Annotated in this window: 13 protein-coding genes; 3 read left to right on the top strand and 10 right to left on the bottom strand. The window is 68.4% G+C overall.

Annotation, left to right across the window (positions count from 1 at the left end; genetic code table 11):
- Positions 1 to 6: 6 nt before the first annotated feature.
- From fliR to flgB, 5 genes are all read right to left on the bottom strand, one after another.
- Complete coding sequence (fliR, locus tag EV560_RS23940; protein ID WP_131858343.1) at positions 7 to 765, bottom strand: flagellar biosynthetic protein FliR; 759 nt, start codon at positions 763 to 765, stop codon at positions 7 to 9.
- 137 nt (positions 766 to 902) lie between these two features.
- Positions 903 to 1,169: a flagellar biosynthesis protein FliQ gene (gene fliQ / locus EV560_RS23945; protein ID WP_131858344.1), complete on the bottom strand. Its 267-nt coding sequence runs from the start codon at positions 1,167 to 1,169 to the stop codon at positions 903 to 905.
- Positions 1,170 to 1,193: 24 nt separating this feature from the next.
- On the bottom strand, positions 1,194 to 1,517 hold the full coding sequence (gene fliE, locus EV560_RS23950; RefSeq protein WP_131858345.1) for a flagellar hook-basal body complex protein FliE: 324 nt from the start codon (positions 1,515 to 1,517) through the stop codon (positions 1,194 to 1,196).
- Positions 1,518 to 1,540: 23 nt separating this feature from the next.
- Positions 1,541 to 1,951 (bottom strand): flagellar basal body rod protein FlgC, encoded by a 411-nt coding sequence (gene flgC, locus EV560_RS23955; protein WP_131858346.1) that lies wholly within the window; start codon positions 1,949 to 1,951, stop codon positions 1,541 to 1,543.
- Between the two features lie 30 nt (positions 1,952 to 1,981).
- Positions 1,982 to 2,395: a flagellar basal body rod protein FlgB gene (gene flgB / locus EV560_RS23960; RefSeq protein WP_131858347.1), complete on the bottom strand. Its 414-nt coding sequence runs from the start codon at positions 2,393 to 2,395 to the stop codon at positions 1,982 to 1,984.
- A 248-nt stretch (positions 2,396 to 2,643) separates the two neighbouring features.
- On the opposite strand from flgB, the gene EV560_RS23965 reads away from it, so the two are divergent.
- The 3 genes from EV560_RS23965 (at position 2,644) to EV560_RS23975 (ending at position 5,908) form a co-directional block, all read left to right on the top strand.
- A complete protein-coding gene (locus EV560_RS23965) occupies positions 2,644 to 4,107 on the top strand; it encodes a hypothetical protein (RefSeq protein ID WP_248312195.1) in 1,464 nt (487 codons plus the stop codon).
- A 202-nt stretch (positions 4,108 to 4,309) separates the two neighbouring features.
- Positions 4,310 to 5,077: a flagellar type III secretion system pore protein FliP gene (gene fliP, locus EV560_RS23970; protein WP_465247032.1), complete on the top strand. Its 768-nt coding sequence runs from the start codon at positions 4,310 to 4,312 to the stop codon at positions 5,075 to 5,077.
- Positions 5,078 to 5,161: 84 nt separating this feature from the next.
- Positions 5,162 to 5,908 (top strand): tetratricopeptide repeat protein, encoded by a 747-nt coding sequence (locus EV560_RS23975; protein WP_131858348.1) that lies wholly within the window; start codon positions 5,162 to 5,164, stop codon positions 5,906 to 5,908.
- Positions 5,909 to 5,922: 14 nt separating this feature from the next.
- Here the strand turns inward: EV560_RS23975 and EV560_RS23980 are convergent, their stop codons facing one another.
- From EV560_RS23980 to fliL, 5 genes are all read right to left on the bottom strand, one after another.
- On the bottom strand, positions 5,923 to 9,330 hold the full coding sequence (locus EV560_RS23980) for a hypothetical protein (RefSeq protein WP_131858349.1): 3,408 nt from the start codon (positions 9,328 to 9,330) through the stop codon (positions 5,923 to 5,925).
- A gap of 151 nt (positions 9,331 to 9,481) precedes the next feature.
- Positions 9,482 to 10,315 carry a MotE family protein gene (locus EV560_RS23985; RefSeq protein ID WP_248312173.1) on the bottom strand — a complete coding sequence of 278 codons (834 nt, stop codon included), beginning with the start codon at positions 10,313 to 10,315 and terminating at the stop codon, positions 9,482 to 9,484.
- Positions 10,312 to 10,764 (bottom strand): DUF6468 domain-containing protein, encoded by a 453-nt coding sequence (locus tag EV560_RS23990; protein ID WP_207908102.1) that lies wholly within the window; start codon positions 10,762 to 10,764, stop codon positions 10,312 to 10,314. The genes EV560_RS23985 and EV560_RS23990 overlap by 4 nt, the downstream gene beginning before the upstream one ends.
- Before the next feature lie 13 nt (positions 10,765 to 10,777).
- Positions 10,778 to 11,914: a flagellar motor switch protein FliM gene (fliM, locus tag EV560_RS23995; RefSeq protein WP_131858350.1), complete on the bottom strand. Its 1,137-nt coding sequence runs from the start codon at positions 11,912 to 11,914 to the stop codon at positions 10,778 to 10,780.
- Position 11,915: 1 nt separating this feature from the next.
- Complete coding sequence (gene fliL / locus EV560_RS24000; protein ID WP_131858584.1) at positions 11,916 to 12,437, bottom strand: flagellar basal body-associated protein FliL; 522 nt, start codon at positions 12,435 to 12,437, stop codon at positions 11,916 to 11,918.
- Positions 12,438 to 12,504: the final 67 nt, after the last annotated feature.

Below are 12,504 nucleotides of genomic sequence, written 5' to 3' on the forward strand. Positions count from 1 at the left end.
GGCCCCCTAATTTCCGGTGAGCTGCTGCAGGAAGCCGCCGAGATCGTCGAGAAAAACGCCCATCATCACGCCGACGACCGCGAGGAAGACGAGCATGCCGCCAAGGATCGAGGCCGGCACGGCGAGGAAGAAGACCTGGAGCTGCGGCATCAGGCGCGCCAGCACGCCGAGCCCGAGATTGAAGAGCAGGCCGAAGACGATGAAGGGGGCGGAGATCTGCACGGCGAGCGAGAAGCCCTGCGTCGTCGCCTTGATCGCCAGCGCCAGGATGTCGGCGACCTCGGGGAATCCGCCGGGCGGCAGCAGCTCGTAGCTCCGGTAGATCGCGGCGATGGCGATATGGTGGAGATCGGTGACCAGGATCAGCGTCGTGCCGAGCATGGTCAGAAGGTTGCCGATCGAAGGGTTCTGCAGGCCGCCGGTCGGATCGACCGTCATGGCGAAGCCGAGGCCCATGGTCTGGGCGACGATGGTGCCGGCCGTCTGCAGGCAGGCCATGACGAGGCGCACGCAGAAGCCGATCGACAGACCGATCAGGATTTCGCTGAGGAGCAGGCCGATGAGACCCGGCACGTCGGTCGGTGTGGTGATGACCGTGCGCACCATCGGCGCCAGCATCAGGGCCAGGAAGAAGGCGAGCGAGAGGCGCGCCCGCGAGAAGATGAAGCGCTCGCCGATGCCGGGCATCAGCATGACCAGCGTGCCGACGCGCGCGAAGACGAGCACGAAGAGCGAGCCGATCTCGGGCAGGAGCGCGATCTGCATCGTGCCGTTCAGGGCCTGATGCCGAAATGTGCGACGCGGTGTTCGGGCGACATCATGCTCCGACCTGAACCCTCTGCGCCGATCGGGATGCCGCGCCGACAGGCCGCGGAATGCGGCCGGGCAGGTCAGCGGCAGGGTCATTCGCCCGTGGCGATTCGGACGGCGACTCGTCCCATATAACCCGCCAGGGCGTCACCCATGAACGGAAGAAACAGCAGCATGGCGGCGAAGACGGCGACGATCTTCGGCACGTAGATCAGCGTCTGCTCCTGGATCTGGGTCAGCGCCTGCACCAGCGAGACGGCGAGGCCGACGATGAGCGCGACCATCATCAGCGGACCGCCTGCCTTGAGGAAGACGACGATGCCGTCGCGCGCGACGTCGAGAATGGCTCCGGAAGTCATGGTATCGATCCTAGATGAGCGCCGTCACACCGGCATCCGCATGATTTCTTCGTAGGCCGCGATGACGCGGTCGCGCACTGCGACCAGCGTTTCGATCGCGGCCTCGCTTTCGGCCACGGCGGTCACGACATCGACGATGTCGGAGCGGCCGGAGACGACATTGGCCGTCTGGCTGTCGGATTTGCGGCCGACATCGGCGGTCGCTTCCAGGGCCTTGCCGACGAGCGAGGAAAAATCCGGACCGGCATCGCTCGCCGTCGTCAGCGTCGACGGCTTGCGCATCAGGCCGCCCGCGCCCATCCCCTGGATGGACGCATAGGCGCCGGCGGCGAAGCTTGGCGTGGCCATGGCTCTTCAGGCTCCGTGAGAATTCAGGTGCGCAGGATGTCGATGGTGCGCTGGATCATCCGGCGCGTGGACGAGATCAGGTTGAGATTGGCCTCGTAGCTGCGCTGGGCCTCGCGCATGTCCATGGTCTCGACCAGCGAATTGACGTTCGGCATCTGGACTTGGCCGGCGGCGTTCGCAGCCGGGTGGCCGGGGTCGAATTTCGTGCGGAACGGAGTCTGGTCGCGCTGGACGCGGCCGAGATCGACGACCTGGGCGTCGAGCTCGCGGTCCATATGCCGTTGGAAGGTCGGGATCTTTCGGCGGTAGGGCTCCGCGCCGGCGCGGTCAGGCCCCGAATCGGCGTTGGCGAGGTTCTCCGCGATGACCCGCATGCGGCCGGACTGGCTGCGCAGGCCGGATGCCGCCACCGCGATGCTCTTGAACAGATCCATGGCGCCTCAATCCTCTTGCCGACCTTGCCCTTAGCGGCCCTTGCCGATGGCGATCTTCATCAGCCCGAGCCCCTTGGTGTAGAGCGAGGCGGCGAGCTGGTAGTCGGCCTGGTTCTGCGCGACCTTCATCATCTCGTCCTCGAGATTGACGCCGTTGCCGTTGGGCGTGACCTCGAAACGCTGCGCCTTGGCGCTGTCGAAACCGCCGCGCTGGCCGGACGACCCCATATGGCCCGGGCTGGTCTGGGCAAGGGCCACGCCGGAGACGCTGCCATTGCCGCCGCGGCTGAACTCGGGCGCCTTCAGATCGAGCGGGCGAAAGCCGGGCGAGTCGGCGTTGGCGACGTTTTCGGCGAGAAGCTTTTGCCGGGTCTGGTGCCAGTGCATGCGCGTCTTGAGCGCCTGCATCAGATTACCGCCGGTGCCCAAGGCATTGCCAGACATGGCTTTTATCCCACTCGGCCCCGGGTTCTCGGCGCGGTTCGCGCCGGGCTTATCCAGGGGCCCACTGGGAAAATATTGCCGGGTGCATGGTTAACGCTGCGTTAAGAACGCGAGATGTCGACGATCGAATTAACCAACCATTCACCCTGTTTCCCGAAAATGCGAGCGCTGTGCTATAGCCAACGTGTTGAACCTTGGACGGAAACATCGACCGCCCAAGGCTGTCGCCGTCGCTCATGAGGCAAACCTTGCAGACGTTGTTTGGCTACGAACTCTCGATGGGCCAAAGGTGGATCATCGCCTTTGTCGCAATTATGGTGCTGCTCGCTTTGCTAGGCCTGTTCGCACGCCGGATCGCCGGCGGGCGTCTTAGGGCCAGGGGGCAGGGCGGCGGGCGCGCCCGCCAGCCGCGCCTCGGCGTCGTCGACATCCATGATCTCGATCGGCAGCGACAGCTTGTCCTGATCCGCCGCGACAATGTCGAGCACCTGGTGATGATCGGCGGCGCGTCGGACGTGGTCGTCGAGACGAATATCGTGCGTGGCGGCGGCCGCCTGCCGGTGCCGCCCCAGAGCGACTTTGCCGCGACGGAGCGTCCGCTGGCGTTCGACACGACGATTCCCCCCGAATCATTGCGGATCGACGCCGCCGAGGAGCCGCGCCGCGCGCCGCCGCCGCTTCCCGTCGCCCCGGTTCCGACCCCGCCTCCGGTCGCGTCCGCGCCCACGCCCGAGCAATTGCCGCCGCTGCCGACCCGGCCCGCGCCGGCCCCTCGCTCCGAGCCCCCGGCCGCGCCGCCGGCGCCGCCAGTTCCGAGCGCTCCCGCTGCGACCCCGATATCGCCGACCCAGGCCCCCAGCTTCAGCCGCAGCCCGGCTCCGGCCCCGAGCGCCAGTGCGGGCGAACTGGACGATATGGCGCGCCAGCTCGAGGAGGCGCTGAAACGGCCCTTCTCGGCCGTGCGCCCGGCCAACCAGCCCGTGGCCGAGCCGCCTCCGCCTCCGCCTCCTGCTCCTGCTCCTGCTCCTGCTCCTGCTCCGGTTCAGGTTGCTCCGCCTCCGCGCGAGGCGCCCAAGCCGCCGCCGGCTCCTCCGGCCACGCCTGTTCCCCCGCCCAGTCCCGCGCCTGCGGCCAGGCCGCCGGAGCCGAAGCCTGCTGCGGCGACGCCCGCGCTTGCTCCGGTGCCGACCGCGCCCCCGCCGGTTTTCGGCCGACCGGTCGGCGTCCCGGCCGATGTCGCGGCGGAGCTCGAGATCGCGCTCGGCCTGAAGCCGGAGCCGGCCCAGGCCAAGGCGCCGCCGCCCGTCGCTCCGCCCGCTCCCCCGCCACCACCGGCCGCTGCGCCCAGGTCCGTGCCCGAGCCGCGTCCGGTTTCAGCCCCGGCCAGGCCTGCGGAAGCTGCGCCGGCCGAGCGCCGCGAGGAGCAGCCCGAGCAGAAGCGCAGGGCGGAGGACCGGGCCGAGCCTGTCGAAAGGAAGCCGGAGTCGCAGCCCGCCGCCGCAAAGCCTGCGAGCCCGCCCGAGACTGTGCAGAAGGCCGAGAAGGCGGACGAGCCGAAGCCTGCCGAGGCCAAGCCCGCCGAGCCGAAGCCCGAGCCAAAGCCGGCCGAGGCCGAGGCGGCCAAGCCTGCCCAGATCGACCCGTTCTCGGTCGATGCGATCGAGGCCGAATTCGCCCGTCTGCTCGGACGCGACCCCAAGTCGAAATCCTGAGGCGACACCAGATTCGCCAGCCTTCGTCGTCGAGACGAGGGCTGGCGTTTTTGCGCGAGGCGACGTCGCGTCGCACCGGCGATCAACAGGATTGTCCGTTTCGGCAAAGCCCGCGCCGCGTCTTCCGGTTGCCGGCCGCTCAAAGCCTGCCTTAGCGTCGGCAGGCTCGATCGGCTGAGTCGGGCGGCAATGGCGGCTCTGCGTGACCTTGATCCTGACGGCTGCGAGATGGCGGCGCCCGGTCTGCCGCGCGCTCTGTATCGGCGCGCTGTTCGCCATCGCGCTCGCCGCGCCAGCGCGGGCGCAGACGCTTTCGCTCGATCTCGGCCAGGGCGGCGGCGTCGCCGAGCGGGCGCTGCAGCTCATCGCCGTCATCACGGTGCTCTCGCTGGCGCCGTCGATCCTGATCATGGTGACGTCGTTCACGCGCATTGCGGTCGTACTGTCGCTGCTGCGCTCGGCGATCGGCACGCAGACGGCGCCGCCCAACGCCGTGATCATCGGGCTCGCGCTCTTCCTCACCGGCTTCGTGATGGCGCCGACCCTGAAGGAGGCCTATCGCGTCGCGGTCGAGCCGCTGATCGCTGGCCAGATCCAGCCGCAGGAGGCCTATAACCGCGGCATCGTGCCGTTCAGGACCTTCATGCTGCAGCATGTGCGCGAGAAGGACCTGCAGCTCTTCATCGAGATGTCGCGCGAGCCGCCGCCGGCGACGCCGCAGGATGTCCAGATCCAGGTCCTGATACCGGCCTTCATGATCTCGGAGCTGCGTCGCGCCTTCGAGATAGGTTTCCTGCTCTTCGTGCCCTTCCTGATCATCGACCTCGTCGTCGCCTCGATCCTGATGTCCGTGGGCATGATGATGCTGCCACCGGTGACGGTGGCGCTGCCGTTCAAGCTGATCTTCTTCGTCCTGGTCGATGGCTGGGGGCTGGTCGCGGGCTCGCTAGTGAAGAGTTACGGCAGTTGAGCCGTTCGGCGCGAGGACCATGCTGCGCTATCCTGACCGCGCTCGCGGAACCCGCGAGCCCGTCGGTTCGAGGCCAGGAGGCTCATGCTCCCGCGACTCACGCGCGTTCTGCCGGGAATAGGGCTCGCGCTGCTGGCCGCTGCGCCGGCCTGGGCCGATCCCGGCCAGGATGCCTATGACAGGGGCGATTATGCCGCGGCGCTGAGCGCCTGGCAGACGCTGGCGGAGCAGGGGGACCCGGCGGCGCAAGCTGGCCTGGCCGGCTTGTACGCTGCCGGTCGGGGCGTCGCGCCCGACGCCGTTCTGGCGACCCACTGGTTTCGCAAGGCGGCCGAGCGAGGGCTGGCGCGGGCGCAGTACAATCTCGCGATCGCCTATCGAACCGGCTACGGCGTCGCAAGGGACGATGAGATTGCGTTGTCCTGGTATCGTAGGGCAGCGGAGCAGGGCCTGGCCGAGGCGCAGAACGATCTCGGGCGGATCCATGCAACAGGTCGTGGCGGCCCGCGCGACGATGCCGAGGCCGTTGCCTGGTATCGCAAGGCGGCCGCTCAGGGCCTGGCCGAAGGCCAGTACAATCTCGGCCAATGTTACGTCGAGGGCTTCGGTATCGGCCGCGACGAGGCCGAGGCCGCGATCTGGCTGCGCCGGGCCGCGGAGCAGGATCACGCGCTGGCGCAGCACGCTCTCGCGCAGATGTACGAGACAGGCCGTGGCGTCGGCCGGGACGAAGCTCAGGCGGCGTTCTGGCAGCGCAAAGCCGAGGCGCAAGGCTATGCGGCCGAGCGGGAGCGACTAAAGCGGCTGGAGGAGAGGGGCGGACGCAAGTGATGGCTGAGCCCTGCTCAGCCGCGACCCTGCGCCCCTGTCGGGCCGGCTTCCGCTCCGGTCGAGCCGGCCGGTGGCGGCGGCGGCGCCGGGTCGGCCTGCGGCTTGCCGCGCATGGCCGAGGCATAGGCTGGATAGCGCTCGCGATAGGCCTTCATGAAATCCGAGATCGTGTCGCCGCTGGCGGCTGCACGTGCCATCTCGCGAATATCGGCGGGGTTGTTGCGGTTCGCGCCGGTGACGAAGGCGAAGGTGCGGGCATCCGAGCTCTCGGCCATCTTGGCCGCGAATTTGGCGCGCAGCCGGTCGAGCTGCAGCGCCTCTTCCGCCATCACATAGGAGATGGCGGAGCGCATCGCGTCGGCGCGCTCACTGTCCTTGAGCGGAGCGTTGCCCCGCCAGCTCTCGCCGAGCATTCGCTCATGCGCCTCGCCCGCCTCGCGCCAGCGCCGGCCGTTCCAGAAGATGTCGGCGCGCAGGCGATCGACCTCGGGGCCGCGCTCGGCCTCCAGCATCTCCAGTGCCTGGTCTGTGCGGGAGAGGTCGGAGAGCGCCTTGGCTTCGAGGAGGAGGCGGGCGCGCTTGACATCGCCGGGCAGCTCGATCAGCCGTGTCGCGTTGAGTGCCTGCAAGGCCTCGGCCGGCTTACGGTTCATCAGGTTGACCATGGCGAGTCGCGCCGCGACGATCGAGCGAGCCGCGCCGGTGAGGCGGGTCTCCATCTGATAGCGCAGGATGTCGCTGGCCTGATCGAGCAGGTCGACCTCGACCAGCCGGTCGGCGAGGAGCCGCGTGATCTCGTCGCCGCGCCGGCCGATCGGCAGGAATTCCTTGAAATCGTAGAACAGCGCCAGGGCCTCGATGCGCGGCAACTGCTCACGGTCGCGGCCGCTGAACATCTCGGCGAAGCGTTGCGCGGTCTCGTCGTGCAGCCGGCGGGTCAGCGGATTGTCCGGGTAGCTGTCATTGGCACGGCGGGCGATCTGGAAGGCGTCGCGCCAGCGCTTCTCTGCGAGATAGAGCCGGCCGAGCTCGGCAAGCGCCTCGATCTCGATCTCGCCGCCGCGCCAGGTGACCGAGACGGTCTCGAGCCGCGCGGCCGCCTCGTCCGGCGACATGGCGGGCGGCGTCTGCGCCAGGGCGAGCCTGACGCCGCGCAGCTGGGCCTCGGCCGCGACCGGGCGGCTCTTCGCGTCGTACAGCGCCTTGTAGGCCTCGACTGCATTTTCCGGGCGGCCGCTTACATCGTCGAGCATGGCGCGCAGCAAGGCGAGCTTCTCCTGATCGACACTGTCCTGCGGCAACTCTGCCAGCTGATCGAGCTCGCGCTCGGCGACGGCCATGTCCTGCATCGCCATCGCCGCGCGGGCCATGGCGGGGCGGAACTCGGTCTGCAGATCCTCGGGATAGGTGTCGAGGATTGTCTGGCCGCGGCGGAAACCGGCCAGCGCCTGGCCGTTGCGTCCAAGCCGCTGCTCGGCAAGCGCACGCCAGAGGCCGGTCTCGGCATCCTCCTTGATCGGCCCGGCGGCGAAGGCTGCGATCGCGTCCTGGTCGCGATGCATCTGCACGGCGAGCACGCCCTTGAGGAACAGGGCCTCGCGGTTGGCGCGCATGCCGGGGTCGTCTTTCAGCAGAGCCTGGAGCGGCCCGGCCGCCTCCGAGACCAGCCCGTTGGCGGCATAGAAGCGCGCCAGCGCCAGCCGAGCCTCCGATTTGCGGCCGCGTGCGGCGCCGGCGACATCGTTGAGCAATTCGCGTGAGCGCTCGCGGATATTGGCGACGCGCTGCTTGCTCCAATCGGCCGGATCGAGCAGCAGCTTGACCGCTCCCGGCGCCGTCTCGGTCTCGACCCGGCTTTGTTCCGGCAGATCGAGCGACACGGTCAATCCGCCATTGCGGCCGATCTGCACCTGCTCGGTATTGGCGCGCACGACGACGTCGTCGGCGCGCGGGCTGACGGCCACGCCATGGGCGGTCTGGAGCAGGCCGAATTCGACGAAGCGATAGGGCTTGGCGACAGCGCGCGTCGGCCCGAGCACGGTTGCGACGGCGAGCGGCAGGCCGGCCGGCCCGGATTCGAGCCAATGCACGCCGGTCATGCCCGGCAGCGGCAGGGCGAGCACGGTCTGGCCGCGGTCGTCGATGGTCCGGCGCGGCGCCAGCGGCTCGGCCGGCTTGCCGGCCTGCTCGCCGAGGCTGAGCGACCAGGTCGCGCCATCGTCAATGAGGCGAGCGACCTGCTGGCTCTTGAGGCGCATCCGCACCAGCGTGACCTTGCCCTCGCGGGTCACGGTCGTGTCCTCGATCAGCTGCGGCAGCACTTGCCTGAAGCTGGCCGGGTCGATCGTGTCGCGCGTGTCGAAGACCAGCGTGACCGTGCCGGCATCGCTGAAGGCGGCGGCGCCGGTCAGGCGGGGAAAGCGGAAATCGATCTTGCTGCCCTGGGGGCCCGACGAGGCTTCGATCTTGACGAGCTGCGGCGTTGGATCGGGTACAGTCACTGCCACGGCGGGCTTGGCCGGGGGCGGGGCCTGCTCGGCCGGCTGGGCGCGGGCAGGCTCGGGTGCAGGGGCGGGTTTGGCCGTCTCGGTAGCGGCCGAGGCAGGCGGCTTCGGCCCGGCATCGTTCGCCGTGTTCTGGAGGCTGGCCATGGCGACCGTGCCGGGCTTCACAGGCCGCACCAGATCGACGATCAGGCCGTCATCGTCGCGGAAGCTGCGCGCCTGCCAATCCTTCGGCAGCGTGAGGTCGAGCTTCGTCGCGTCGGCATCGCTCTCCTGCGCCTTCAGCGTCACGCCCTCGGGCAGCATCGACCTGATCGCGGAGGGCTCGACCGCGAGCTGCTGATCGAAGGTCAGCCGCAAGGTGCCGTCGTTGAGCTCGTGCGAGAGCTTCGTCTCGGGCGGAGCCTGGAAGATCAGCCGCTCCAGCGTCGGCAACCGGGCGCTGCGCAATATCAGCGGCTTCGGCGGGGGCACCGGCTTGCGGGCGGCCTCGCGCGCCTGCGCCTCGGCGACGCGCAGGCGCTCGGTCATCTCGGCAATGACCTCGGGCGGCGGGCCAGGCAGGAGGCCGGTCCAGTTGTCGGGCAGAAGATCGATGAAGGCCTTGTCGCCGGCCTCGATCAGATTGGCCTTGAAGGGGCGGGTGAGCGCGAAGCGCAGGCCGCGCCCGTCCGGGTCGTTGCGCACCAGCGCGAGATAGTCCGGCAGCTCCTTGATGATCTTGGCCGTGTCGACCTTCACGGCCGAATCGAAGGCGACCACGAGCACGCCGTTGCCGACCCGGATCCGCGTCGTCGTGGGCTCGTCGAATGTCAGTGCGAGGCGCCCGAAGCCGGCCGGCATGGCGGAGCCACGCAGCACGCCGTTCGCGGCCAATGCCGGAGCGGACAGCCCGGCAGCGAGGCTGAGCGCAGTCAACCCGATACCGAAGGCAAGGGAACGCGGGGAACGCAACCGGCCAAACTCACGCAACGCCACACGAGCGACAGGCGTGATCGCAACAGGAGCAGCCTGACCGCAAGGGGAGGCTAGCGCGTCAAGGATAATAGCGAGTTAAGCGTGGCCGCCGTCAGCGGCGTGGCGGAAGGGCGATCGCCGGCAATTCGTTCTGTGGCAATTGGCCCGGATCGGCGGCGGCGCGCTCGATGGCAGGGTTGCGGGCTTGTGTCGCTAGCGCCACCGTCAGCTTCTCGGCGCGGTCAGGCGCCATTGCCGCCAGCACCTCGGACATCTTGCGCGGGTTCATCTGCTGCACGACCGGCACGAGCACATCGAGGCTGAGCCGGTCGAAGACACGCGCGGCGTCCTTGGGCTTCATCGCCTCGTACATGATGACGAGGTTCTTGATCGCCTTGGCCTCGTCCTCGGCCGGCTTGGCCTTGGTCCCGTCGACCTTGCCCTCGAGCTGCTTCAGGTCGTCGACGCGGCCGTCGAGCTTCTTGGTCGCGGTGTCGAGCAGACGCTCGCGCATCTCGAGCTCGCGCATGCGGGCGTCGATCTCCTCGCGCCGTTCGCCGAGGCGCTCCAGGATGGCGCGCTCGGCGGGGGAGACCTGGCTAGCCGTGCCGTTCATGACGGCGGCCTTGTTGTTGGGATTGGCGGCGCGCGCAGCTTCGAGCTTGGCGTCGGCCTCGGCCTTGTCCTGCTCTTTCTTCGGGGCGGGCTTGTCGACCGAGCCGGTGGTCTCCGGGTCGAGGAAACGGTCGGGCGCATGGGCCTGGGCGATGATCTTGGCGGGGCCCCCGACCTGTGGATCGGGTTTCGCGGGTGCAGAGAAGAAGGCGAGCGGCGAGGCCGGCACCGTGCCGGGATAAGGGGCCGAGCTCCAGTCGAGCAGCTTCAGCGCCAGGAGACCCATGGCGCCGAGAATCACTGCCGGAATGAGGCGGGGCCTCTCGATCACGCGGCCTGGCCTTCCAGTCTCTTGGCTGCGCGAGCGCGGATCGCCGCGGCCGAGCGGGCGGCGTCAGCCATACGCGAGACGATCGCGGGCTCCTCGGGGGCGGCTTCGGCCTGCTTCGGCGCAACCAGCGTCGCGGCGCTGACGATCTGGGCGATGCGCTCCATCACCGCCTGGCCGGCCTCGACCTGTGAGGCGAGGTCGGCGGCGTAGCGCTCGGCGGTGCGCAGGCGCTCGGCGAGTGTGCGGTCGCAATCGCCCAACGTGAGCTTCAGGCCGGCAATGGCGCGCTCGGCCGTGTCGGTGGCGGAGATCAGCGCGCCGATGGTCTGGCGCATCGCGGATTCGTCGGCTTTCAGGCGCTCGATGCGCTTGGCCAGAATGTAGCAGGTGATGATGGTGGCGACGAGAAGGCTGGCAACCAGCGCATCGGCGATGAGAGTGATCGTCATGATGGTTCCCAGATCAGGAGGCTGCACCGAGATGAGAGGTGATGCTGTCGAAGGCGGCCATCGTCGTCTTGGAGCGATGCAGCGGCCTGACCACCTGGACGGCGATCTTGTCGTCGACCCGGCCGATGCGGCCCTCGGTGACTCCGAAATCGCCGCAGCGCAGCGAGACGACCGAATCCGGCCTAGCGTCGAACATCAGCGTATCGCCGATCTCGAGCTTCATGACGCGCTTCAGCGGCATCCTGGTCTCATGCAGCACGCAGGTGACGTCTACATCGGTCTGCCAGACCTCGGTCGCGAGATGGTTTTCCCAGATCGGATCGCGCCCGAGCTTCTCACCCATGAAGCTTTCGAGGAGCAGCTCACGGATGGGCTCAATCGTCGCATAGGGCAGAAGGACGTGGAGCGAGCCGCCGCGGCCTTCCATGTCGAAGCGCAGCTCCACGCGGATCGCCGCATTGGCCGGGCGCGAGATCGAGACGAAGCGCGGGTTCGACTCGATGCGGTCGACATTGAAGGTCACCGGCGAGAGCGGCGCGAAGGCCGCCTGGGCATCGCCGAGCACGAGGCCGACGACCCGGTGCAGCAGGTTGATCTCGATCGAGGTGAAGGGGCGCCCGTCGATGCGCGGAGCCGGCTGGCCGCGCTTGCCGCCGAGCATCGAGTCGAGGACGGTGTAGGTCAGGGCGGATTCGATGGTGACGAGGCCGAAATTGTCCCATTCCTCGGCCTTGAACACGGCGAGCATGGCCGGCAGCGAGACCGAGTTGATGTAGTCGCCGAAGCGCACCGAGCGGATGCTCTCGAGCGAGACCTCGACATTGTCGGTGAAGAAATTGCGCAGGCTGGTCGAGAGTAGCCTGACCATGCGCTCGAAGATGATTTCGAGCATGGGCAGGCGTTCATAGGAAACCGAGCCCGACTCGACGATCGCCTGGATGCCGGTGCGCGCGCCCTTTTCGTCGCCGCCGGAGAAGCCGAGGAGGGTGTCGATCTCCTCCTGGTTCATCAGGCGGTCTATGCCGCCTTCCGGTTCGCCGTCCTCGTCCACCATGTCGGGCATGGCGGCCCATTCCGCGGCCATGCCCTCCGGCGAGAGCGGTTCGTCCTTGGGGGGGGTGTTGGTCAGGTCGAGTTCGTTCTCGCTCATCTCACTGGACCAGCAGTTCCTTGAACAGGATGGCGTCGATCTTGGCCGGGTAGACCGTGACGTTGACGCGGCGCAGCAACTCTTCCTTCAGCCGGTACATGCCGGCCGAGCCCTCGAGGTCGGCGGGCCGAAGCTCACGCATGAAGACCTGGAACGCATCCTCGACGCGCGGCAGTAAGGGCTTGATCTCCTCGGAGACCTTGGGGTCGGCGATTTCGAGCACGACCTTGACCTTGATGATCGGCTGGCGGTCCTGCTGGCCGCCGGGCGAGATGCCGATCATCATGTCCCGCATCTCGACGAAGCTGATCGCCTTCTTCGCGGCCGCCGCCTTTTTCTCGGCTTCGGCAGCAACAAGCTCGGCCGACGGCTTCTTGAGAAAGAAGAACCAGCCACCTCCGCCAAGCGCGAGCAGCGCGACGGCGCCCCCGATGATCATGATGAGCTTTTTCTTGCCGCCCGATTTCGGCCCCTCGGCGCCTTCGGGCGCCTCGGCGTCGGTCTTCTTCGGTTTCTTCGCCATGCGTATCGGGTCCGGCTCCGGAGCAGCACAGCCGTTCTGGCCGGGCTGTGACCCAAGGTGAGGAAAC

The organism is Allobosea sp. BK604 (assembly GCF_004341515.1).
Lineage (GTDB): Bacteria > Pseudomonadota > Alphaproteobacteria > Rhizobiales > Beijerinckiaceae > Allobosea.

What these genes read in the sequence shown, in the direction of transcription:
- EV560_RS23990 (WP_207908102.1), bottom strand. Translation starts at nt 10,764, where the DNA reads ATGACGATCACTCTCATCGCCGATGCGCTGGTTGCCAGCCTTCTCGTC.
- fliR (WP_131858343.1), bottom strand. Translation starts at nt 765, where the DNA reads ATGCAGATCGCGCTCCTGCCCGAGATCGGCTCGCTCTTCGTGCTCGTC.
- fliE (WP_131858345.1), bottom strand. Translation starts at nt 1,517, where the DNA reads ATGGCCACGCCAAGCTTCGCCGCCGGCGCCTATGCGTCCATCCAGGGG.
- fliL (WP_131858584.1), bottom strand. Translation starts at nt 12,437, where the DNA reads ATGGCGAAGAAACCGAAGAAGACCGACGCCGAGGCGCCCGAAGGCGCC.
- flgB (WP_131858347.1), bottom strand. Translation starts at nt 2,395, where the DNA reads ATGTCTGGCAATGCCTTGGGCACCGGCGGTAATCTGATGCAGGCGCTC.
- fliM (WP_131858350.1), bottom strand. Translation starts at nt 11,914, where the DNA reads ATGAGCGAGAACGAACTCGACCTGACCAACACCCCCCCCAAGGACGAA.
- EV560_RS23975 (WP_131858348.1), top strand. Translation starts at nt 5,162, where the DNA reads ATGCTCCCGCGACTCACGCGCGTTCTGCCGGGAATAGGGCTCGCGCTG.
- fliQ (WP_131858344.1), bottom strand. Translation starts at nt 1,169, where the DNA reads ATGACTTCCGGAGCCATTCTCGACGTCGCGCGCGACGGCATCGTCGTC.
- flgC (WP_131858346.1), bottom strand. Translation starts at nt 1,951, where the DNA reads ATGGATCTGTTCAAGAGCATCGCGGTGGCGGCATCCGGCCTGCGCAGC.